This is a genomic window from Robertmurraya dakarensis (assembly GCF_900156875.1).
GTDB classification, from domain to species: Bacteria; Bacillota; Bacilli; order Bacillales; family Cytobacillaceae; genus Robertmurraya; species Robertmurraya dakarensis.
Genome location: NZ_LT707408.1, coordinates 555,564 through 579,219, shown reverse-complemented (window position 1 = coordinate 579,219; position 23,656 = coordinate 555,564). Strand labels below are relative to the sequence as shown.

Annotated in this window: 23 protein-coding genes and 1 riboswitch; of the genes, 7 read left to right on the top strand and 16 right to left on the bottom strand. The window is 37.9% G+C overall.

The window, feature by feature from the left end:
- Positions 1-17: 17 nt before the first annotated feature.
- From CZ487_RS26505 to CZ487_RS03810, 3 genes are all read right to left on the bottom strand, one after another.
- A complete protein-coding gene (locus CZ487_RS26505) occupies positions 18-185 on the bottom strand; it encodes a hypothetical protein (protein ID WP_154676010.1) in 168 nt (55 codons plus the stop codon).
- Between the two features lie 252 nt (positions 186-437).
- Complete coding sequence (locus tag CZ487_RS03815) at positions 438-1,412, bottom strand: cation diffusion facilitator family transporter (protein ID WP_077210896.1); 975 nt, start codon at positions 1,410-1,412, stop codon at positions 438-440.
- Between the two features lie 151 nt (positions 1,413-1,563).
- The gene (locus tag CZ487_RS03810; RefSeq protein WP_077210895.1) at positions 1,564-2,514 is read right to left on the bottom strand and encodes a phosphotransferase; all 951 of its coding nucleotides are present in this window, start codon (positions 2,512-2,514) and stop codon (positions 1,564-1,566) included.
- 216 nt (positions 2,515-2,730) lie between these two features.
- Between CZ487_RS03810 and CZ487_RS03805 the strand changes: the two genes are divergently transcribed.
- On the top strand, positions 2,731-3,495 hold the full coding sequence (locus CZ487_RS03805; RefSeq protein ID WP_077210894.1) for a polysaccharide deacetylase family protein: 765 nt from the start codon (positions 2,731-2,733) through the stop codon (positions 3,493-3,495).
- A 91-nt stretch (positions 3,496-3,586) separates the two neighbouring features.
- On the opposite strand, the gene CZ487_RS03800 is transcribed toward CZ487_RS03805, so the two are convergent.
- From CZ487_RS03800 to CZ487_RS03775, 6 genes are all read right to left on the bottom strand, one after another.
- The gene (locus CZ487_RS03800) at positions 3,587-4,855 is read right to left on the bottom strand and encodes a mechanosensitive ion channel family protein (RefSeq protein WP_077210893.1); all 1,269 of its coding nucleotides are present in this window, start codon (positions 4,853-4,855) and stop codon (positions 3,587-3,589) included.
- 212 nt (positions 4,856-5,067) lie between these two features.
- The gene (rlmD, locus tag CZ487_RS03795; protein ID WP_077210892.1) at positions 5,068-6,456 is read right to left on the bottom strand and encodes a 23S rRNA (uracil(1939)-C(5))-methyltransferase RlmD; all 1,389 of its coding nucleotides are present in this window, start codon (positions 6,454-6,456) and stop codon (positions 5,068-5,070) included.
- 37 nt (positions 6,457-6,493) lie between these two features.
- On the bottom strand, positions 6,494-7,354 hold the full coding sequence (locus CZ487_RS03790) for a DNA-3-methyladenine glycosylase family protein (RefSeq protein ID WP_077210891.1): 861 nt from the start codon (positions 7,352-7,354) through the stop codon (positions 6,494-6,496).
- Positions 7,355-7,478: 124 nt separating this feature from the next.
- Positions 7,479-8,279: a delta-lactam-biosynthetic de-N-acetylase gene (gene pdaA / locus CZ487_RS03785; RefSeq protein ID WP_077211845.1), complete on the bottom strand. Its 801-nt coding sequence runs from the start codon at positions 8,277-8,279 to the stop codon at positions 7,479-7,481.
- A 132-nt stretch (positions 8,280-8,411) separates the two neighbouring features.
- Positions 8,412-9,959 (bottom strand): fumarate hydratase, encoded by a 1,548-nt coding sequence (locus CZ487_RS03780; protein ID WP_077210890.1) that lies wholly within the window; start codon positions 9,957-9,959, stop codon positions 8,412-8,414.
- Positions 9,960-10,119: 160 nt separating this feature from the next.
- Positions 10,120-10,305 (bottom strand): SE1561 family protein, encoded by a 186-nt coding sequence (locus CZ487_RS03775; RefSeq protein ID WP_077210889.1) that lies wholly within the window; start codon positions 10,303-10,305, stop codon positions 10,120-10,122.
- Between the two features lie 154 nt (positions 10,306-10,459).
- Between CZ487_RS03775 and yfkAB the strand changes: the two genes are divergently transcribed.
- Complete coding sequence (gene yfkAB, locus CZ487_RS03770) at positions 10,460-11,578, top strand: radical SAM/CxCxxxxC motif protein YfkAB (protein ID WP_077210888.1); 1,119 nt, start codon at positions 10,460-10,462, stop codon at positions 11,576-11,578.
- Positions 11,579-11,630: 52 nt separating this feature from the next.
- Here yfkAB and CZ487_RS03765 read toward each other — a convergent pair whose 3' ends face one another.
- Both CZ487_RS03765 and CZ487_RS03760 read right to left on the bottom strand, forming a co-directional pair.
- On the bottom strand, positions 11,631-12,443 hold the full coding sequence (locus CZ487_RS03765) for a YfkD famly protein (RefSeq protein WP_077210887.1): 813 nt from the start codon (positions 12,441-12,443) through the stop codon (positions 11,631-11,633).
- Positions 12,444-12,499: 56 nt separating this feature from the next.
- Positions 12,500-13,117, bottom strand: a complete 618-nt coding sequence (locus CZ487_RS03760; protein ID WP_077210886.1) for a YczE/YyaS/YitT family protein — start codon at positions 13,115-13,117, stop codon at positions 12,500-12,502.
- Between the two features lie 482 nt (positions 13,118-13,599).
- On the opposite strand from CZ487_RS03760, the gene CZ487_RS03755 reads away from it, so the two are divergent.
- On the top strand, positions 13,600-14,781 hold the full coding sequence (locus CZ487_RS03755; RefSeq protein WP_077210885.1) for an MFS transporter: 1,182 nt from the start codon (positions 13,600-13,602) through the stop codon (positions 14,779-14,781).
- Between the two features lie 213 nt (positions 14,782-14,994).
- Complete coding sequence (locus CZ487_RS03750; RefSeq protein ID WP_077210884.1) at positions 14,995-16,917, top strand: heavy metal translocating P-type ATPase; 1,923 nt, start codon at positions 14,995-14,997, stop codon at positions 16,915-16,917.
- Between the two features lie 282 nt (positions 16,918-17,199).
- Here the strand turns inward: CZ487_RS03750 and CZ487_RS03745 are convergent, their stop codons facing one another.
- Genes CZ487_RS03745 through CZ487_RS03735 form a run of 3 tightly spaced genes read right to left on the bottom strand, consistent with a single transcriptional unit; the run spans position 17,200 to position 18,888 of the window.
- Entirely contained in the window at positions 17,200-18,027 is an 828-nt protein-coding gene (locus tag CZ487_RS03745) for a YihY/virulence factor BrkB family protein (RefSeq protein WP_077210883.1), read from the bottom strand.
- Between the two features lie 44 nt (positions 18,028-18,071).
- Complete coding sequence (locus CZ487_RS03740; protein ID WP_077210882.1) at positions 18,072-18,404, bottom strand: YtxH domain-containing protein; 333 nt, start codon at positions 18,402-18,404, stop codon at positions 18,072-18,074.
- Entirely contained in the window at positions 18,388-18,888 is a 501-nt protein-coding gene (locus CZ487_RS03735) for a low molecular weight protein-tyrosine-phosphatase (RefSeq protein ID WP_077210881.1), read from the bottom strand. Before CZ487_RS03735 ends, CZ487_RS03740 begins: the two co-directional genes overlap by 17 nt.
- Positions 18,889-19,110: 222 nt before the next feature.
- Between CZ487_RS03735 and CZ487_RS03730 the strand changes: the two genes are divergently transcribed.
- Together CZ487_RS03730 and CZ487_RS03725 are read left to right on the top strand one after the other, a co-directional pair.
- Entirely contained in the window at positions 19,111-20,466 is a 1,356-nt protein-coding gene (locus CZ487_RS03730) for an alanine/glycine:cation symporter family protein (RefSeq protein ID WP_077210880.1), read from the top strand.
- Between the two features lie 218 nt (positions 20,467-20,684).
- A complete protein-coding gene (locus CZ487_RS03725) occupies positions 20,685-20,912 on the top strand; it encodes a DUF1128 domain-containing protein (protein WP_077210879.1) in 228 nt (75 codons plus the stop codon).
- Positions 20,913-20,984: 72 nt separating this feature from the next.
- Here CZ487_RS03725 and map read toward each other — a convergent pair whose 3' ends face one another.
- Positions 20,985-21,755: a type I methionyl aminopeptidase gene (map, locus tag CZ487_RS03720; protein WP_077210878.1), complete on the bottom strand. Its 771-nt coding sequence runs from the start codon at positions 21,753-21,755 to the stop codon at positions 20,985-20,987.
- 216 nt (positions 21,756-21,971) lie between these two features.
- Between map and CZ487_RS03715 the strand changes: the two genes are divergently transcribed.
- Entirely contained in the window at positions 21,972-22,295 is a 324-nt protein-coding gene (locus tag CZ487_RS03715; protein ID WP_077210877.1) for a helix-turn-helix domain-containing protein, read from the top strand.
- 226 nt (positions 22,296-22,521) lie between these two features.
- On the opposite strand, the gene CZ487_RS03710 is transcribed toward CZ487_RS03715, so the two are convergent.
- Entirely contained in the window at positions 22,522-22,665 is a 144-nt protein-coding gene (locus CZ487_RS03710; RefSeq protein ID WP_077210876.1) for an anti-repressor SinI family protein, read from the bottom strand.
- 30 nt (positions 22,666-22,695) lie between these two features.
- Positions 22,696-22,785, bottom strand: a riboswitch (cyclic di-GMP riboswitch).
- Positions 22,786-23,656 lie beyond the last annotated feature (871 nt).

Below are 23,656 nucleotides of genomic sequence, written 5' to 3'. Positions count from 1 at the left end.
GTTCAACTCTCCCCTTTCTAAACTCTATCCATATATAGTCCAAACAGGACAAAATAAGTTAAAAGAATGACAGCGGCCACTACTCCTACCGAAATCCAAGTACCAACCTTTGATGTTTCGTGCGCAGTTGCAATCTCGTTCTCATTCTGAATTTCATTTTGAGTATTTACATTTGTAGTTTTCATTGAAATTCCCTCCCTTTTGTTTTCTTGCCTTTATCATAATTGCGAATGAGAATCACTGTAGTGAGTAAAATCACTGAGGGACATATTATTGTAAAAATATGTTCACATATAGTCTCCAAAATCCATTGCTGCCAATGGTTTAGGCTTATATATATCGTTAATAGATAAAAAAACTTTTTAATTTTTATTCGAAAATCAATAAAAGAGGCAGGAAGATTATTGATCTTCCTGCCTCTTTTCGGTCAGCAATTCTCATTTTATTGTTGGAGTGAGGTTTCTGTTCCAGCTCTGAATGTTGTCATCCTGATCAAATTCTATAATGACATCGGTGACACCTTTTATCTCATTTATTTTAGCTTCAATCCGATCTTTTATCTGATCCGCTTGTGCTACTGTCAGCGACGAATCTATTTCGAGTTTCATTTCGATATGATAATCCTCCCCTTCTTTAACCGCAAACAAGGTTTGAATATCTTTAATTTCTGGATTGGTAAAAATATATTTAGCAATTTTCTCCTCTAACTCCTGATCGGCCTCACCAAGTACCCCTTTTGCGTTATCTAAGAAAACTCTACCTACTACATAAAACATCATCAATCCAATAATGATGGAGGCAATACCTTCCGCTGCACGCAAACCAGCAAAGTATGAAAGTAATATCCCTACAATCGCTATGATTCCTCCTAAGGTTGCTACCAAATCCTCCATAAAGACAAGCCTTGTCGCCGGCTTTGCACGTCTTAACCCAGTAAAGCTTTTTGCCACCACCCCAAATCCTTTTGCTTCAGTACCAGTCTCATGCAACACCTCTTTCATTGCTTTATAAAGAACAAATGTCTCCAAAATTACCGCTATGGCTAAAACAGAGATATTTATGAGAATACCTGTGGACTCGACAGGGTGGAGAATATGATGATAACCCTCTTTTATGGTTTCATAACTCATGATACCAACAATAATAACTGCTCCAAGTAATACTAAATTCACAAGTCGTCCAAAACCGTTTGGAAAGCGTTCTGTAGGCATTTTCTTACTTAAAGCACTCCCAATAAATACGAAAAACTGATTGGCTGCGTCACCAAATGAGTGCATTGTTTCTGCAAACATAGCAACATTGCCTGTAAAAAGGTAGGCCCCACCTTTAACCAAAGCAATAATTGTATTAACAACAGCAGCAATTAAAGATGATTTATTACCCTTCTTCAGCAGATGATCTTTTTGTGTCATATTTCCCTCCAGAAAGCGATGTAATCTGTCATTTTTGCTTTCCATAGTATTTGTCCTTTTAACAACATTTATAATTCTTGATAAGAGTATTTTATGGGATGATTCATTTTAAACTTGATAGTTTTGAGGTACATAAAAAAATAATTCTATATTAAAAATCTTTTTTACCGAACAATTCGTCTATGCACTGTTTAAAACTTAATACTGTCTCCTCTATCTGCTGTTTCAGCTGTTCTTTGGACCATCTTACATCGTTTCTTTCCAAATTACCTTCGATGAGCAAAATCATCCAAAGTGAGAAGGCGGATGAAAATAAATAATAATCTTGTTTAAAGCTGTTCCTGATTGGTGGTCTCCTGAGGTGGTCTGTTTCATCTATATATAACTCTAGTGCTGTATTGCGAAGATTTTTGTTTATTCTCTTTGGAAAAACAGGATGGGATATATCAAGGAGATGGTATAAATCCCAGTAAGGATAATTTAAGTGGGCATGTTCCCAATCTATGATGAAAAGTTTCCCTTTCGCATAGCCGAAGTTTCCTAAATGTAAATCCCCATGAGATAAAACTTTTTGCTGTTGGAATGAAATATGATTCAATTGAATAAAAAGGGACTCAATTGTGCTTACTGGAATGTGATAGTTGGCCGCAAGTCTTTTTACATCATCCTTACGAATCTTAAGATGCTCGACCACTTCTTCAATAGATGGTTTAGGACCCTTTTGAGGGAAACCTTCAATTATATCAGGCGTGGTTTTATGCCAATGAGCCATCAACTTTATAACGCCTAAAACGGATTCGTCAGAGAAACGGTGATCCATGACACCCAAATCTTCAAATATGATCCAATGGCTATTAGCGTCAATAGAATAGGCAATTAACCTTGGATAGATGGAAGGCAGTTCTTTCAAAATATGATTATGAACCCACAACTCCTTTCCGATCTGGCTGTCGTTTGTCAAAGGCTTGAATATGTAGCTTTGATCATGGTTGATAAAAAACCTCTCCACATATCGTCCATTCATCCCCTGGTAGACACGCTCTTTTTTCAAGACCTTTTGTTCATCAATTGTACCATCAGATAAGACTAAAGAATGAATCATCCCGCACCTCTCCTCTAGGTCTTTAGTTCTATATTATCATATTGAAGTTAATCTAATTACTAAATTCTAAATATTTTATTATTTAAAAAGAAGGGCCAAGTTAGATGCTGTGATATTCAAACAAGGGAAAGAAAGCCAAATAAAAAAGCGATAGTTGGGTATAAGCACTCCATTTAACATAATACTAAGGTAAGTATGATGAAAGAAGGGAATGACATGGTTTACAAACGTTTTTTTCTTATTGTGCATGTTTTTTTTATCCTATTTTTTGGACTAGTTTATTCCGCTAATCTTTCAGCTCAGGCTTCAGCAGCATACCCGCTTCAAGTAAAATATTCAAACATCATGATGTATAAAGCACATACAAATGAAAAAGTGATCGCTCTCTCTTTCGACGATGGTCCGGACACTAGATTTACGCCCCTAATTTTAGATATTTTAAATAAATACGATGTTAAAGCTACCTTTTTTTTATTAGGGACAAGAGTTCATACCTATCCTGATATCACGAAAAGAATTGTTAGTGAAGGCCACGCAGTAGGTAATCATACTTATTGGCATCCTAATTTAAGTGATACTGATGTACAAAAAATGATATGGGAAATTGAAAGGAACGACCAAGAAATTTCTTCAATAATAGGATTTAAATCTAATTTATTCCGTGCTCCTTATGGGGCTTTAACAGAAGAACAGGTTAGGCAATTGGGAGTAATGGGATATCGTGGTATAGGATGGTCTGTAGATTCTGAGGATTGGAAAAGCCTAACTGCTAATGAAATAATGCAAAAAGTATTGACTGCGGTTCACCCTGGAGCCATTATCCTTATGCATAGTGCCGGCCATTGGACACAAGACTTAACCGGTACGGTAAATGCCTTAAATGAACTTATACCTCATTTGAAGGAGAAAGGATATCGTTTTGTTACCATTTCAGAACTCTGGTCAATCGAACACCCTCATAAAAGGGAGATCTTCAAATAGTGTTAATGTGCTGCTTCATAATAGAACCACTATAATAGGAAAACCGACTGTATGATTAAAACAGTCGGTTTTCTATTGGGAACTGATTATTTCAATAGCTTCTCTCGCCAATTAATGCTTTGTTTCCTGATTCTTCTGCCATGATCCTTAAATCAGCCCCAGATGGATTTTGGAATACTCTAAGTCCAAATTCTGGTGCAACTGCAAATAGATGGTCAAAGATATCAGATTGCACAGATTCATAGTCTCCCCACAGTACGGAATTTGTAAATGCATAAATTTCCAGAGGCAGCCCGTGTTCGCTATGTCCCAACTGTCTAACCATTAAGGTCATATTCTGATTGATTCCATGGTGATTCTTCAGATAATTACTGATATACGCCCTAAACACACCGATATTGGTTAGCGCCCTGCCATTCACAGGGTTGTTCCTATCTATTTCATTTTTGGCATTGTATTCGGCAATTTCCCTTTCCTTATGAATAATGTAGTCTGAAAGGTAATGAACTTGCATAAATTTTTCAATCATTTCCTCGCTGCAAAACGTAATGCTGCTGGTATCGATATACAAAGGGCGCTTAATTCGACGGCCGCCTGAACTCTGCATTCCTCTCCAGTTTATAAAGGAATCCGAAATAAGGGCATAACTTGGTAGCATCGTAATCGTTTTGTCAAAATTTTGGACCTTTACGGTATTTAAGGTTATATCAATAACATCACCATCAGCTCCATATTTCGGCATTTCAATCCAGTCGCCGACACGGACCATATCATTGGCCGTTAACTGAATTCCTGCCACTAGTCCTAATAGGGAATCTTTAAATACTAACATCAATACTGCTGAAAGTGCACCAAGTCCACTTAATAGAATAATAGGGCTCTTACCGATTATATTCGAGATCCCTATGATGAACCCGAAAGTAAAAATAATAATGTTCACTACTTGAATATATCCTTTAATAGGCTTAACCTTGGAAATTTCAAAGGTTTGATAAATATCATTAAGTGCATTTAATAAACTTTGAATAAAGATTAAACTTACAATAATGATATAGATAACGGCCAATTTCTCAATGCTAGTTTCAAAGCTTGGAAAGGTTGTAGCAAACGAATAAATAATAACCGCCGGAACGATATGGGATAGCTTTCGAAAAACTTGTCTGTCTAGAATAATTTTACCCCACTTGACTTTGGAGTTTGTAACGATACGAGTGATCAGCCTGATCACTATTCTTTTAGTAATTAAATTTGCTGCGATACAGATTAGCCCTATTAACAGAACCTTAATTATATTTGAAAGAAATTCTACTAATCTAGGATCTAATTCCATATCTAAAAGTAAATTATTAATGAATTGCATCTGTTCTCCTCCGTTTTAATTTGCATCATAAGCAACTTTACGGGGAAAGTAACTTAACTGTCAATTCCTACTGTAACAATAGCGAAAAAATGGTGCCTTAGCCCCTGAGTGATAACGCTCCAGTTTCCAGGAGGCAGGCGAATGGATGTGGTTTTACTCAATACAGCTTTGGCGACTTGTTGCAGGAAACTTAAAAAGGCAACACCCAGAGGTTAGTTGCCTTCTTTTAAAATGAGCTGCGAGACACATTCAACGTGAGAAGTCTGCGGGAACATATCTACCGGCTGCATATATTCCACTTTATACTTAGAGGACAAGACAGCAATGTCTTTTGCCAGTGTGGAAGGATTGCATGAAACATAGACAAGTCTTTTTGGTTTCACTTTTAATATGGTTTTTAATAGCTGCTGATCAAGACCTGTACGCGGCGGGTCAACGATAATGACGTCAGGATTCCAGCCCTCTTTCGCCCATTTTGGCAGCACTTCTTCCGCTTTGCCCGTTACATATTTTGCATGCTTGATTCCATGGCGTGCTGCATTTTTCTTAGCATCTTCAATTGATTCAGGAATGACATCCATCCCGCGAATTTCACCCGCTTTATCGGCCACCCATAAACCGATCGTTCCAACGCCGCAGTAGGCATCCACAACCTTTTCTTTTCCAGTTAATTGTGCAGCTTCCTTCACTTCATTATAAAGTTTTACCGTCTGCTCAGGATTAAGCTGGAAAAACGTTCTTGCAGACAGCTCAAATTGGAGGTCGCCCAGCGTTTCCTGGATAAAGTCATTTCCCTCTAATGTAACAGTCTGATCACCGAAGATAACCGAGGTCTTTTGACCATTTACATTTTGAACAATGGATTTAACCTCCGGAAGAGTCTTCTTAATTTCTTGGACAATCATGTCTTTCTTAGGCAATTCTTTTTTCGAAGTAATTAAGACAATTTGTAATTCGCCCGACTCGACACCAGCTCTTGCCACAATCGTCCTAACTAGCCCCTTCCTTGTTTTTTCGTTATAAATCGGAATATTAAGATCCTGCAGAATTCGTTTCACCGTAACAGTTGCCTTCGTTGTTAATGGATGCTGGACCGCACATTGTTGAATATTAATCAATTTATGCGAATTTAGTCCATATAATCCAGCTAACACTTTTCCATCCTGCTGACCTAATTGAAATTGGCTTTTGTTCCGATAGCTCCATGGATCTTCCATTCCTATCGTATCTTTAATATCGATTTCATCGACAGCAAGCTTTGTGTGTCGTTCTAGAGATTGAATAATTATATCCCTTTTTTCCTTTAGCTGCTGATCATAACGCAAATGCTGCAGCTGGCAGCCGCCGCACTCTTCATACACGGGGCAAGGCGGCTGTACACGATAAGGAGACTTTTTCCTGATCTTTTTAATTCGGGCCTCTGCAAATTTCGGATGTACTTTTGATGCTTCAACGACTACTTCTTCCCCTGGTAGAGCACCAGGTACAAACACTACCTGCTTTTTGAAGTACCCTACACCCTCACCATTGATTCCCAGCCTTTTAATCGTTAGGGGGAAGGTTTGTTTATCTTTAATTTTGACTGTTTGTTCCTGTTTCATAGGAAAATTCACTCCATCTTTTGCCTATCCATTTCCGTCACTCTATACTTCTCCATAAATAAAGAGAAGCATAACTCAAGTACGGTTCCCAAGCTTTTTTGTATTGTTCCATTTCTTCTATTGTCGGCTTTCTTTCGAGGTTATATAGCTTCTTAATCGCATTTTGTATGCCAATATCAGCCATTGGGAAGAGATTTTTTCGTCCCAGCCCGAACATTAAGAAATTCTGTACCGTCCAAGGCCCTACACCGCGCAATTTTATTAAAGAAGACATAACCTCATCATCACTTTTTTCAGCCAAGGCATCCAAATCTAACTGGCCCTCAGCTATGACCTTGGCAATTCCAATGATATACTGTGCTTTTCGCCCGCTAAACTGCATTTCCCGCAGTTCTTCCTCTGTGATATTTGCTGCTGTTTCTGGCGGTGGATAAAAGAATACCCCCTCTTTCTCAAATCCGAACTGCTTGACGAATCTTTCTGTCAGGGTATGAGCAAAGGACATATTCAACTGCTGATGAATGATACATTTTATAAGAGTCCGATACGGATCGAAATCAAGGACCAAAGGAGTTCCCATATGCTGCTCAAAAATTTCTTTCAAGTCCGTAGTGAGAAAATGCTGATGAATGTCAGTTAATGGTACGTCCCACTGAAGAATATGAGCTAATCTTTTTATCGTTTGATCATCGATTGAACCTTCGATGATAAACTTTGGATTTTCTGTCGTCCCTATTCCTTTAACAATTGCTACATTAGGTTCACCTTCAATGATGAGAGGAACCCTCACCGTTCGTTCTGCAAGGTTTACCTCATTAAGCGGATCAATAGAAAGCCGATCCAATATTCCATCAAAATTATATGGTCCCTTCACATTAACGGTCTGCAAAACATTCATCCTTTTCAACCAATTTGTTCGTATTATAGCACTCCTTAAAAAATCCGCAAGCTCCTTGCTCACTAAAACCAAAAGGCCTAATCTAACAAAAATGCCCACTCCGAACCAACGAAGTGAGCACTCTTTAAAATAAACTAGGATCCTCAACGGCTTTGCTTTTGGTTAAGTCATCCAGGCTTTTAAACGTATAACCTTTCTTTTTCAAATCCTTTATTGCTTGTTCCAATGCATCTGCATTATCTTTTGAAACAGTATGAAGGAGAAGAACTGCCCCAGGGTGAATTTGTTTCATGATATTATCATATGCGTATTGCCATCCCTTTTGGTTATTGATTTCCCAATCAACAAATGCCAAAGACCACATCACATGCGTATACCCTTCTTTTTTTGCTAATTTTAACGTTCTTTCACTAAATATCCCACGAGGAGGACGAAGATAAACCATATGCTTCTCCCCAGTAAGCTCTTCAGTCTTAGCCCGTACCTTTTCTAATTCTCTTTTAAGTCTTTCGTCATCTACCTGCGTTAAGTCAGGATGGTAATATGAATGATTCCCGATAATATGTCCCTCTTCCGCCATTCTTTTCACCAATTCCGGCTGACTTTCTAGATAATGACCTGTTATAAAAAACGCACCCGGGACCTTTTCTTTTTTCAATATATCTAAAAATTTAGCGGTATGCCCGTTCTCATAACCATTATCAAAAGTAAGGTAGATATCTTTTTTATTAGGATCCCCCTTATAAAAGGCATCATATTTCTCTAATAACTCGTCTAATTCTTTCCCTGCTTCTGCAGGCTGCTCGTTCGCCCCTTTTTTAAAACCCCAATGTATAGGCGAGTTACTCACAGCCAAAGCTGTGACAGGATATACTATCGCTAACATGATTAAAATAAAGAACATCAAAATCTTTCTCGTTCGTATCATCACTTCGCACATCCTTCTATATATTTGTATATAGTTTTTGTCCCAGGCGGGAAATGATGAATTACAGTTTTAGGTAAATTCTCATAAAAAAAGGGCTGATTCTCTAGAATCAGCACCTTCCTTTATTTATTAAAATACACGTTCTTTAAACTGAGCAAGCTTCTCTAAAGATGATTTATCAACATCTTTATGCAAGCTGTTTCCATGTGAATCCATTGTAACAACAGCTGTAAAGCCTTCTACATTCAAGTGCCACATCGCTTCCGGAATTCCAAACTCTGTTAAGTCAACACCGTCTACTGACTTAATACAATCAGCATAATATTGAGCTGCACCGCCGATTGCATTTAAATAAACGCCGCCATGTTCTTCAAGTGCAGCGAGGGTTTTAGGACCCATTCCGCCTTTTCCAATCACAGCGCGAATGCCGAACTTCTTCATGATGTCACCTTGGTAAGGCTCCTCACGAATACTTGTCGTCGGACCAGCAGCCTTCACATGCCACTTTCCTTCTTCATCCTTAAGCATAACAGGGCCGCAATGATAAATAACTTGTCCATTTAAATCAACCGGTGCATCATGATCAGAAAGATACTTGTGAATCGCATCACGGCCTGTATACATTCTGCCATCAATGCGGACGACATCTCCTACTTTTAATTCACGGATTTGTTCTTCAGAAATTGGAGCCTTTAACGTGATGACCTTTTGTTCTTCTTCAGTTGCTGTCGCTGCAGTTTCTTTCTCAGCTTCTGAAGCGAAGTCAATTTTGTCTCCTTCTTGGTAAAGCCATTCGTTAATATCCCCTGTTTCAGGATTAACTTTTACTCCAAGACGACGGAATGCCCAGCAATTATAAGCAACTGATACAAAGAAGCTGGCTGGAATGCGGTTCATAACGCCGACTTTACAGCCTAGTAAAGTCGTTTCTCCACCAAATCCCATTGTTCCAATTCCAAGTTCGTTGGCATGCTCCATAACGTATTCTTCAAGCTTGCGAAGGTCTTCATTTGGATTAACATCATCATTAGAACGGAAAAGCTGTTCTTTTGCAAGATCATATCCAGAAGAACGATCTCCACCAATTCCAACACCGATAAATCCTGCACTGCAGCCTTGTCCTTGTGCTTGGTACACAGAGTGCATGATACATTTGCGAATTCCATCTAAGTCACGACCTGCACGGCCTAATCCTTCTAATTCACAAGGAAGACTGTATTGAATGTTTTTATTTTCACAACCGCCTCCTTTTAAAATAAGACGGACATCAATATAGTCATTTTCCCATTGTTCAAACTTTACAACTGGCAGGTTTCCGCCAAGATTATTCCCGCTGTTATCACCTGTTAAGGAATCAACAGAGTTCGGGCGAAGCTTTCCATCTTTCGTAGCTGCCTCAATTGCAGTTTGAATTGCTTTTTTCATTTCGATTTGATTAGCTCCAACAGGTGTTTTGATTTTAAATGTTGGCAATCCTGTATCCTGACAAATTGGCGATACATTTTCATCCGCCATTGAAATATTATTTGTAATCGTAGCTAAACTCATTGCCGCACGTGTGCCAGCGCTTTCTTTTTCCTTCGCAGATTTAACTGCCCGGCGTACGTCTTTTGGTAAGTTTGTAGAAGTTTCTACAATCAGCTTGTACATACTTTCTTGAAATTTTTCAATGTTCATTGATTGTACTCCCCTTTCCCTTTGACCCCATATGTTTTCTATCTATTTTCAGTCATTACGAATTTTACAACAATTTCATTATACTCCTATCACGAATTGATTAAAAGCCAAAGTAGAATTTTTAGAAAAAACCATAAAAATAAGAGCCCTGCTAGGACTCTTATTTATCGCGATTATTAAATTCTCGGCACTTTGCTTCTAGTTCATCTACGATCTCAAGAAGACGATCAATATCTTCAAGGTCTGTCGTTTCTGGTTCAATCGATTCTAACACATCCAAAAACATATTTAATCTCTTTTTTAAGAAGTCAACCTGTGTACCAGTTTCTTTAATTGGTGATCCCAAGAAATTCTCTCCTTTCATATTCCGTTTCCATCGTACAGAAAAGTTCTCCCTTTCGCAATAATCCTTATCAAAATAGAAATGATTTGACAAGAATTTCATACAATTTGATAATAGCAACAGAAATCATATCGAACGGCTAAAGGAGATTTTCGTCATGAAAACAGAAACATTTAAAAAAATCACTCCAGTTTATGACCCGTGGGAAGCATACATGGATGTGGATCAATATGGAAAGTTATCTCTAACAAATATTGAATTTACGACTACAACGATCTGCAATATGCGCTGTGAGCATTGTGCGGTTGGATACACATTGCAGCCAAAAGATCCGGACGCCCTTCCGATCGACTTGCTTATCAAAAGGCTAGATGAAGTACCGACATTAAGATCAATTAGCATTACAGGCGGGGAACCGATGCTTTCAAAAAAATCGCTTACACATTATGTTTTGCCCTTATTACAGTATGCTCATTCAAGAGGTGTCCGGACACAAATAAATTCAAACCTAACACTGGATCTTGAAAGATATCATCAGATTGCACCTTATTTAGACGTCTTGCATATTTCCCATAACTGGGGGACAGTAGATGATTTTGTGGAAGGCGGATTTGCAAGGATGGAACGAAAACCTACCATAGAACAACGAAAGGCTCTATTTGATAGGATGATCGAAAATAGCCGAGCGTTATCGGAGTCTGGTGTTCTCGTGTCTGCTGAAACGATGTTAAACAAGCGGACATTACCTCATCTCGAGCATATCCATCACCAAATTGTAGAGGAAATGAAATGCGGCAGACATGAGGTGCACCCTATGTACCCATCCGATTTCGCCTCCTCACTAGAAGTTTTAAGCCTTGAGGAAATCCGCTCTGCCATACATCGGATTTTAGAAATTCGCGATGAACATACATGGATGTTATTTGGCACGCTTCCATTTTATCCATGCAGCAGTAATGAGGAAGATTTACAGCTTCTAAAAAAGTTGTATAACAGTAAAAATGTCACATTAAGAAATGATCCAGACGGCAGGTCACGACTAAATGTAAATATATTTACCGGAGATGTAATCGTAACAGATTTTGGAGACACTCCTGCTCTCGGTAACGTCCAGACAGACAGCCTGCTTGATGTGTATAACAAATGGATGAATACTTCGTTAGCCAAGAGTTTAAATTGTCATTGTCCTTCTGTCCGCTGCCTAGGACCGAATGTGTTGGTGAAAAATAGCTACTATCCCGATATCAATTTTCAACAGCGAAGGTCTAAAATATAAAACAAAAAACAAGCGTCCGTTTAGTAAAACGACGCTTGTTTTTTTAAGTCATTTATCTCGGCCGTTCTGTTGCTGCAAATCCAAAGGATACATGATCCTGCAGAGGAATCCAAGCCCCGATTCCTTGCGATGTAACGTTTTTAACGACAATCATCTTCTTATTCCCCTTCAACATTAAATAAACCTCTCCGTAAGTCACCTTCCCTTTTTCATTCACTGCCGGGGCAAAGCCGTATAAGTAACCTAAACGCTTAGGAGGAATATTATAGACATGATCTTTTTTTGTTCCAGCTCCTACCACTGTTTCAAATGCCAGAGGCAGGCCTGTTTTTTCTGAGGCCTTTAATAACATCATCTTTTTCACATCTTCCGCATCAGGGACTTTAGCTGTCAGTCCTCCCCGCACTACCTTTTGCGCCTCTTGGACATAATGAATTTGATAATTCGCTTTTCCTCCGCGATTATCGTAGTAGTTCGTATTGATCTTTTGATATTCCCAATTAGGCGCAGTTTCAGATGATTCATAGTTTAAAGCCCATTGACCTAAGTAAATGACAGCTCGATAGCCGAGGGCAAACGGAGTACTATTTACGGTTGATTCGTTAAGCATCCGAATTAAATGAGGATTCTCAATCTTAACTCTAGCTGTCTTTATAAGTTCTTCTGTTAATTCGCTCGGCTGTAACGTCGGCAAATCCTGTGTTGGATTTGGATAAGTGTTCTCCTTTGTAATGGTTAAAACCGAATCTGGTATTTGAAGGGCCTTTTTGGGTTGTTCTTCTTTCTTTTCTGCATGTGTTAATGGTACAGAAAACATTAAGGTAAAAAGAAAAACAACGACAATTGCATAAGACCATTTTTTCATCATGAAAGACTCCTTTCAACTATATGTAGTTATAGTTTTTTCGGAGTGTAATCATATTATCCATATTTTATAATGAAACGCGTTAAGAGCTTTTCAAAAAATGGGTAAAACCACTGGATACACGATCCAATGAGAAATGTCACGAAAATTGTCCCTACCCCTATTGGTCCTTTTAATACGAAGGCTAACAAAAACGCCGCTACTTCCCCGACTGTTTTTGCGACATTGAGATCCAGCTTGAACCTAACCTGAATGGCAATCATAAGATGATCAACTGGATTGGCCGGAAATCTTGGCTGCATATAAACTGCTACCCCTATACTCATTAATATCAATCCTAAGATCAAGAGGATGAGCTTAACCATGAGGGTTTCTGGTTGAAGATCTTTCAAAATGACGAGCATCCATATGTCAACAAAAAAGCCCATTATAAATATGGGAATGACTGCATAAATATCGGGTTTATCTTTCAACAAAATGCTGTTAATTATAATTAGGATGATCCCCGTTATCATTACCCAGCTCCCAATCGTTAATCCTGTCGCCTCTGAAAGTCCTACATTTAATGCATCCCATGGACCGGCGCCCATATCCGCTTTAATCGTTATAGCCACCCCCAGCGTTACCACTACAAGTCCCAAAAAATAAAACAATAGTCTGTAAATAAGTGTCATAATCATCCCCCTTTGTAACGAAACTGTAAAATTCAGAATATTTACAAATTTTATTTTCTATCTTATAATTACCTTACCTTATAAAAAGGAGGGCAGCAGGTCGATCATTCGCTAAATAAAGGAGGTTTTTAGTTTATCTGGTATGTGTTTCTCTCAAGCCAAAATTAAAGATAGAGAGGCGGTCGATAAACTGAACAAAAACTTAAGCGATTGAATGCATCTTCTCTTTTATGTATATTCGGTTTACCACTTGGACATGCGATACTTATGTATAAAAAAGACTCTTAGCCAATAAATACTGGCAAAGAGTCTTTTGTTTCCCAGAAAATTGTATATTCACTGCCTCTTTTATCCCTTCCTGACCATTTCCCCTTTGATTGATTTTTTTATCCGTAGATACAATTTCAACAATATCCCTTGCCAAGATGTATATTTCTCGTTAGTATCATCATGAAATCAACAATAATGAGGTATGCAAAAAAATGGATAAACAGCTAACAATTAGATTTTGGATATTAGTTGGAATTGTCGCCATTTCCGGCTTTTCACAAGGGATGCTCCTTCCCCTGATTGCCGTTATATTTGAACAAGATGGGATTTCTTCTTCTATTAACGGACTACATGCAACAGGAATTTATATCGGGGTGCTGCTTATCTCTCCTTTTATGGAAAAACCGCTGCGGAAGTTCGGTTACAAGCCGATCATCCTAACTGGAGGGTTCTTAGTAGTTTTATCACTCGCGTTATTTCCCCTATGGAAATCATTTTGGTTTTGGTTTGTATTGCGTCTTATCATTGGAATCGGCGATAATATGCTTCACTTCGGAACACAAACTTGGATTACCTCATTTTCCACGATCGATAAAAGAGGGAGAAATATAGCTTTATACGGATTATTTTTTGGATTAGGTTTTGCAGTTGGACCGGTAATGACAAGCTTTTTAGAGATTAGTGAAGCTTTGCCGTTTATTATTTCAACGATCATCACTCTTATTGCCTGGATGACGTTATTTTTCCTTAGAAATGAGTTTCCGGACCAAGAAATCGAAACGACTTCAATCCTTAGTACATTTAAACGTTTTGGATCGGCATGGAAATATGCCTGGATCGCCTTTTTGCCTCCATTTAGCTACGGGTTTCTAGAAGCATCCTTAAATGGGAACTTTCCGGTCTATGCCTTAAGGAACGGAATCGATCTTCAGGGTGTATCGATTATATTGCCAGCCTTTGCAATTGGCAGTATAGTGTTTCAGTTACCACTTGGAATGCTAAGCGATCGGTTTGGAAGGAGAACCATCTTGATTTATTGTATGCTGTCTGGAACGATCGTCTTTACCGCGGCCGGCATGATTCAACAGTCTGTGTTCCTCCTTTTCATTTGCTTTTTTATAGCTGGAATGCTCGTCGGCTCTACCTATTCACTTGGTATATCCTATATGGCAGACTTGCTTCCAAAGCAGCTGCTGCCTGCAGGAAATATCATGTGCAGTGTCTTGTTCAGCCTAGGCAGTATCAGCGGGCCATTTATAGGGGGATTAGCAATACAATATTTAAAGGGAGGAAGCTTCTTCTACGTTATTAGCATCATGCTTGTCTCAATTCTTATTGCATTGTTCATATTTAGGTCTAATAAAGAGCAGCAATCAAACGTGCAATCGGCATGATAACAATTAACGATAGAATAGATAATTCTTTATCTTTATGGTTATGCACATTTATGATAAAATTAAAATAAATATAAATTAAAAATATGTTCAGGGATAGCGCTGTCATCTATATGGTGACAGTTTTCGTATTTTATAGGGGTAATGATGCTGATTATTTTTCTCAATTAGAAAACCTTAGTTGAAATTAATTTTGGGAGGGAGAACAAAAAAATGGATGCTGAAATAAAAGCTATATCACAGTTGGAAACTAAAGAAGATGGTATTATTGAAAAAATAAAGCCGCACGCTGAATTAATCGCTGCTAGTATTAGCGGGATATTAATTGCCGCAGGATGGATTCTCGAAAAAACAGACTCCACAACAGCCTCCATCATTTTCTTTTTACTAGCTTTTGTCATTGGCGGTTTTGCAAAGGCCAAAGAAGGAATTCAAGCCACCATTGAAGATAAAGAATTGAATGTTGAAATGCTTATGATTCTTGCTGCAATTGGTTCTGCAGTAATTGGCTATTGGACAGAAGGGGCTATATTAATCTTCATCTTTGCAATGAGTGGTGCTTTAGAGACTTACACCATGAATAAAAGTCATAAAGAAATCTCAAGCTTAATGGAGCTGCAGCCAGAAGAAGCTTTGCTTATTACAAATAGTGGAGAAAAGGTTGTGGCTGTTTCAGATTTAAAGATTGGCGACCATATTCTTGTAAAGCCAGGGGAACGCATTCCATCAGACGGCGTGATTGTAAAAGGAACTACCCATCTTGATGAAGCAGCCATTACAGGCGAATCCATCCCGGTATCAAAAGGTATTAAGGAGGATGTATTTGCTGGTACTGTGAATTTAAACGGTTCGATTACATTGGAAATCACGAAAGAAAGTACCGATACACTTTTTCAAAAAATTATCCAGCTAGTGCAATCCGCTCAAAGCGAAAAATCCCCTTCGCAATTATTCATTGAAAAATTTGAAGGCACCTATGTCAAAATTGTCTTACTCGTTGTGTTATTAATGATGTTCCTTCCTCATTTCTTGTTAGGATGGAGCTGGACAGAAACTTTTTATCGGGCCATGATATTGTTAGTCGTCGCTTCCCCGTGTGCACTTGTTGCATCCATCATGCCAGCTACCCTGTCGGCTATATCAAGCGGTGCAAGGCACGGAATTTTATTTAAAGGCGGCGTGCACCTAGAAAATCTCAGTAACCTAAAGGCGATTGCATTTGACAAGACAGGTACACTTACAAAGGGAAAACCAGAGGTAACCGATTTTCTAGTTCTTGACGGACTCGAAAAAGACGAAGTCCTTTTAAAGACAGCAGCGATCGAAAGTCATTCTAACCATCCATTGGCAAATGCGATCGTGCACTACACAAAACGACTTTTGAACAAGGATTTTATGCAGCCAGAGAGTATTGAAGACGTTCCTGGATACGGAGTGAAAGCCTCTTATGGAGACGAGTCCTGGAAAATTGGAAAAGCAGATTTTGTAGGCAGACTTGAAGCAGAGATGTTTCAAAATGGTGCGGCCAAAGTTATGGCACAAGAAGGAAAAACCATTGTTTATGTTCAAAGGAATGACAGTATTGTCGCAATACTTGGTTTAAAAGATGTCGTCCGTGAGGAAACGAAGAAGGCGATTGATGATTTAAAGAAAAATGGGATCTATACCATTATGCTTACTGGCGACAGCCATAATACAGCACAAGCCATCTCTAAAGAAAGTCATGTAAATGATTTTGTGGCTGAATGCCTTCCTGAAAATAAAGTCACAGAATTAAAAAAACTGAAGGAACGTTTTGGGCAAGTTGCAATGGTTGGGGATGGAATTAACGATGCACCGGCCCTAGCTACAGCAAATGTAGGAATTGCCATGGGGGATGGATCAGGAGTTGCTTTAGAAACAGCGGATGTCGTGCTGATGAAAAATGACTTACCCCTCATCGCAGAGGCAATACAGCTTTCAGAAAAAATGAACCGTATTATTAAGCAGAATATTATCTTCTCTATCAGTGTGATCATGCTCTTGATCGCCTCTAACTTCCTGCAATTCATAGACCTTCCCTTCGGAGTGATTGGTCATGAAGGAAGTACCATTCTTGTAATCCTAAATGGACTGCGCTTATTAAAAAAATCATAAAGTAAAATTGCCTACGCCGCAGTCACACGATCGTTAACCTGCAAAAAACAGGGCCGGGATTTCCCGGCCTTTTTTAATGATATCCATTTGATCCATTTGCAGAACTAGATGTTTTCTGTTTTGGACTATTCTTTTTTCCTTTTTGCTTTGTACCGCCATCTTTTTTTGTATGCTTTGTCATCTTGTATAAACCCCCTTGAATTAAAATGTTTGTTTCTCCTTCATTATTGTGTGGAATCACTTCACTTTTAATTTAGGTAACTTACGGCAGTTAAGCCACTATTAGCAATTTTCATTTTTCCTCTTAGAGGAGAATGCGTTAATTTCCCCGCCAAGTATAATAATGATGCCAGATAGATAAAACCAGATCATCAGAACAATAACGGCCCCAATACTTCCATACATCACAGAATAATTACCGAAATTGTTTACGTAATAGGAAAAGCCAAGTGAAACAAGGGACCAGCTGATTACGGCAAACAAAGCTCCTGGGACAGCTTGAACACACTTAAACTTTTTGTTAGGGGCAATCCAATAAAGAACAAGAAAAATGGTAAAGATGGTAATCGCACTCAATGCCCATCTTAATGTATTCCAAACGGTAATAAACTCTTGGGATAAACCAAACTTTGCGAACAAATAGATGCCAATCTGTTTGCCAAAGACAGAAAGAATTAAAACCAAAATAAAAACAAAAATCATTGCAAACGTAAATAATATAGCTACACCTCTTGCTACGAAAAAGGACCTGCTTTCTTTTACATCATAAGCTTTATTTAAAGCTCGAATAACGGCATTCAGACCGTTTGAAGCCGCCCAAACAGTAGCAATAATCCCGAAAGACAAGAGGGTTCCATTATGATGAGACATAATCTCATTTAAGTTCGACTCGATAAAAAGCATCGTCTCACCAGGAGCGAAATCCCCCACTACCCCCAGCAGGTCATCTTGGGTCAGGGGTAAATATGGCAATAATGTTACTAGAAAGATAAGCAGAGGAAATAATGATAATAAAAAAAAGTAAGCCAATTGGGCCCCTAATCCAAACACATCATCCTCTTCTATTTTTTTCCACAGCAATATAAGATTTCTTAAATTAACTGTGATCAAATCACCACCCCTTTACCCCCCCTAATTTAATTGCCAGCTTATTATTAATTCTCTTTCTCTTCCTGATCAAAAGCCTCCCTTGTATCTTTAACAAGCCCAGCGACTGACGGAGTTACTTCTCGTAATTCTTCCACTTTTTCCGCAATATATGTAACATCCTCACTTACTTGTGCAACTGTTGTTCTTAATTTAGATGTTTTGTCTCTAATTTGTTCAGCCATTTCAGTTGGATGTGATAGATAATAGGACACCTCTTTTGTCCCTTTTTTACAGCTTTCTACAACCGACTTTCTCGTTTCGCGATCAAGCAGGCTGATAGCACCGCCTGCGATTGCCCCCATTAATATCCCTTTAAAGAATTTATTTTGACTGCCCATTGTTACCCTCCTTATCCTTAAAATGCTCAGCAATTATTTTTGAAAGCAGAGCTGAGCAGCCTTTCTCTACTAACTCATAAACTTCTAAGAAATTCCCTGTAAAATAAGGATCTGGTACGTCTTTATCCGCAATTTCTGGTACATACTCTAACAGAACAGAAACATCAGCTTTTGGATAAGCAGCTTTGATCATATTGATATTTTTACGGTTATCTGCATCCATTGCAATAATATAGTCAAAATTTTCTAAGTCCTGCGGTTGGATTTGTCTCGCCTTTAATCCTTCCACACTTATATTATTTTTTGATAATATTTCAACGGTGCCTTTATGCGGCGGTTCACCAATATGCCAATTTCCAGTGCCAGCGGAATCAATATAAATTTGTTCTTCCAGTCCTTTCTTTTTAACAAGTTCCCGAAACATCGCTTCTGCCATCGGGGAACGACAGATATTGCCCAAGCAAACAAATAATACTTTAATCATAAATAAACTACCTCCTAACTTCCATTTTCTTCGATTCATCACCTTACATGCAAGACTTCCGCTAAAATTTTTATGATATTTATATTTTTTAAATACAAAACTTAAAAAAATAAAAATTTTAGTATAATTTTAAAAATAATTCTTGACATTTGTTTCATATTTTCAGAATATTCATATATAGGAATTATTCTTTTTATCAAATAATATTTAGGAGGAACAGGTATGAGCTTTCAGGATTGGATTGACAAAATAAGCGGCTTGGTTTGGGGACCACCACTTCTTATTTTGATCGTTGGTACTGGTCTTTATTTAACATTTAGAATTGGTTTTTTACAATTTAGAGCACTTCCCTATTCTTTAAAGCTGGCGTTTTCTAGAAATCAGGATAAACGCTCCGATGGAGACATCTCTCACTTCCAAGCGCTGATGACAGCACTTGCCGCAACAGTTGGTACCGGTAACATTGCCGGTGTTGCAACCGCAGTTTTCTTAGGCGGCCCCGGAGCTGTCTTCTGGATGTGGATCACCGCACTTGTCGGTATGGCCACAAAGTATGCAGAGGCTGTCTTAGCAGTTAAATATCGTGTCCAGGATGAGAATGGTGAAATGTCTGGCGGACCAATGTATTATTTAGAACGTGGTCTTGGGCAGAAATGGCTGGGTGTGTTATTTGCCATTTTTGGAGCTGTAGCTGCTTTTGGAATTGGAAATATGGTTCAATCAAATTCAGTAGCAGATGTCGTTAAAACAACCTTCTCAATTCCTACTTGGGTTACTGGCATCGTGTTAATGATCTTTACTGCACTTGTTATTCTTGGCGGAATTAAAAGCATCGGAAAAGTAACATCCTACTTTGTACCGATTATGGCTATATTCTATGTTGGCGCTGGACTTATCATTATGATTTTAAATGTTGACCTTATCCCTGGTGCTGTAGGATTGATTTTCACAGATGCGTTTACAGGCGACGCTGTGGCAGGCGGAGCCATCGGTGCTGTTATTCGCTGGGGGGTTGCCCGCGGAGTATTCTCTAATGAAGCCGGTATGGGTTCAGCACCGATCGCTGCAGCTGCAGCAAAAACGGACTTACCTGGCCGTCAAGGTTTAGTATCAATGACAGGGGTTTTTATTGATACAATCGTTGTTTGTTCTGTAACGGGTATTACACTTGTTATGGCTAATCTTTATACAGGAGATACAACAGGTTCTGCTTTAACTAGTCTTTCATTTGAAAAGTTTCTAGGACCTGCCGGCTCCATTATCGTTGCGATCGGACTTCTATTTTTCGCCGCATCGACGATTCTTGGATGGGCATACTATGGAGAGAAATGTTTCTCTTATCTGTTTAGTAAAAAAGCAGTTGTTTACTACAGAGTTGTGTTTGTTCTTGCTGTAATGGTAGGCGCTGTTTCCCAATTATCTGTTGTATGGGGAATCGCAGACATTATGAATGGACTTATGGCTGTACCAAACTTAATTGGACTTATCGGTCTATCAGGTGTTGTCGTAGTTGAAACGAAAGAGATCTTGAACAGAATAAAAGAAGAAAAACAGCAAGGCAAAACAATGAGTGTATAAAACAAAGTGTAACCTATTTATGACAGTTTTCCCACGCATGGGATTTTTCACATACGCTAAGACAGAGTTATTTTTTCGAGAAAATCCAGCTTCCTAGAGGCTGGATTTTTTTTGTACTATTTAATGTTAACGATAAAGATGATATATTTAAATGAAATGCAGAACATATAGTAAGAGTAGAGCAATGAATTCTATTGATCTAGGAAAGGAATGAAAAAATGAACTTATCTGTAAAATCTGTTGAAAATGTTGAATACATGATAGAAAAAATCAAGGAAAAGTTAAAAGTATTGAACTTAGGGGCAATCAAACCTTCTCATTTTGACGAAGAAATGTACGAGGAGTTAAAAGAAATTTACGATCTTGTCATGAAGAAAAACTCTTTCAGTCCAAATGAAATGCAGGCGCTAGCTGAAGAACTTGGGAACCTAAGAAAGCAATCTTAATCATTTATCATCATTTCAAAGCTAGCGGCATGTTTCATTGAATTACAATTACTCATTAAATGAGACAGTCGATTACACCGACTGTCTTTCATTATCTTCTTGGCTTGTTAAAATAATGGGTCCTTCTTTTGTTATAGCAATCGTATGCTCGTACTGAGCTGAATATTTACCGTCTACCGTTCGAGCTGTCCATCCGTTTGAATCCATTTTCTTTTGGTAAGCTCCTACATTCACCATTGGTTCAATTGTGAAGACCATACCTTCTTTAATTCTTGGTCCTTTTCCCGGAAGTCCGTAATGAGGCACGTCAGGTTTTTCATGAATGGAAGCTCCTATACCATGACCAATGAAGTCGCGTACAACTGAGAAGCCTTCCTCTTCTACATAGGTTTGGATTGCGTATCCAATATCACCAATACGATTTCCAACCTTTGCTTGTTCTATTCCCTTATATAGAGCCTCTTTGGTTACATCTAACAGTCTTGAAGTTTCCTCCGTAACAGTTCCCACAGGATAACTCCAAGCTGAATCTGCCAAAGCTCCATCGAGGTTAACAACCATATCAATCGTGACAATATCACCTTGTTTAAGGGGTTCCTTTCGTGGGAAACCATGGCAAATTTCATCATTCACGCTTGCACAAGTTGCATACTTATAACCTTTATAGCCTTTTTGCTCAGGAGTTGCTCCATGCTGCTTTAAATAACTGTCCACAAACTCTTCAATTTCCCAGGTGGTAATGCCCGGGGTAATCATTTTCGCAATTTCTTTATGAACAGAAGCCAGCAGTTCTCCTGCTTTCTTCATTTTCTCTATTTCCCTTGGTGATTTCAGAACAATCATGTTTTACCCCTCCTAAAGTAGCTAAGTTCATTTTAATACTTTTAAAACGACATTGAAAATATTTTATTGTATTAACGATTTTAGCAGCTGCCTTTTCTATATATAAAAAAGTTATTATAAAATAAAAAAGTATTGCATATAAGTTCTTAGTATGGAACTGCTTACAAAAATCTGATATTATAGCTTTATACAGATGATAAGGTGTGTGAGACTTGAATGATAGGTGATCGCGTAAAAAAACTCCGCATGGAAAAAAAGATGTCGCTTTCAGAACTCGCGGAACAAGCCGGAGTAGCAAAATCGTATTTGAGCTCCCTCGAGAGAAATTTACAGAGTAACCCTTCGATTCAGTTTCTTGAAAAAATCGCAGCAGTCTTGCATGTCCCAGTAGATAGCTTGATTCATGAACATCTCGATGATAATGAGCTTGACTCTGAATGGTTAAAGATTGTAAAAGAAGCAATGGAATCTGGAGTTTCAAAAGAGCAGTTCCGAGAGTACCTTGAGTTTAACAAATGGAGAATAAATCAAAACAAATAAGTAAATAAAACCTGTTCAATAAAGGAAACAGGTTTTATTTTTGAATATCTTTTTTTGGACGCATCACCAATTCAGATGAAAGGAACTGAGCATTAAAAGATGTTTTTATTATCCCGCCACTGGGATTATAGAATATTAGATTTAGAGGTTAATCAGAATTGGAGGTTTGGAAATATTCGCTTTGTTCAGCGAATATTGAAGCGTTCTACTAACTAATTCATTTATTTCACATGCTAGCACGGTTGTTTGTACGGTTTTTCTCTATATACTCTCGTATATCTTCCTTCTCTAGTCCTATTTTCTTAGCTTCCAAGATTAATTTTATCCATTCAATGTCTAATCCAGAGATAATCTCTCTTGTCTCAATCACATACTTTCCCCCTAAATAAACGGAACGGATTATTGCAGCCCAGCCATCATAGTACAAAAGGATTACCTTAGACCCGAGACTTTGCGTCCCTACCTTTCAATAGGTTTGCCCTTACATCGTCCATAATTAAATTATTTCTTCCCAAATTCAGTTTAACTCTTCTAAACATATAAAAATGTTAGTATTTGTCATATGTAATTGTTTTTTTACTATTTTATTTCTACAACCGTCTCCAAAATTCTACATACCCTCTTCACCATACAATAATCTAAATGCATCAGGTACAGCATACTACGATTTCCCTTTACCGCTTTTTGTCGGAAAGTATCTTTTAAGTTTTTCTATATTCTGGTACTATGGTCCTTAATAAAAAAATAGGAACTTTTTTTCATAGTTTTCTATCTTTTTATGATTGAATTTTGATTTCACTTGGAGTCGTTCAAATGTAATAGCATCAAAAAATGGGTAAGTGGTTAAATCTTTTCCGCATACTGGACAAATCCATTCACCAAACTCTGAACTACTGTAGGATGGTCTGTTGCAGTTTTGACAGTTTTTCCGATACATTTGAATCACCTTCTTCTCATAAAGTGGGCATTTGTTTCTATTTTCGTTTCATATAAGATTTATTTTGTTCTTTATATAGAATTTATTAAAGTATAGTTCTTTTTATTCAAAAGAGAAACATAGAAAATTCTTTGTTTTTCAGCAGAAATTAACGTTTTTCTTTCATATCCATCAGCTCTCTTCATTTATCATAATTTTATGATTATTTAATCTTTTCATTCCTAAAGAATCATGTTTTTAAAGTAATGCAGCAACAAAATGGTCAAAACAATTCTATGATGGAGTCATCAGAACAAGAAGAAACTATTTTTTTATGTCAATATGTAATTTTGAATATTATGTGAAATATATTTGTCTAAATTATCAAAACTATCGTATAATTTATATAAATACTATTTCTACGATGGAAAGGATGAATAATCAT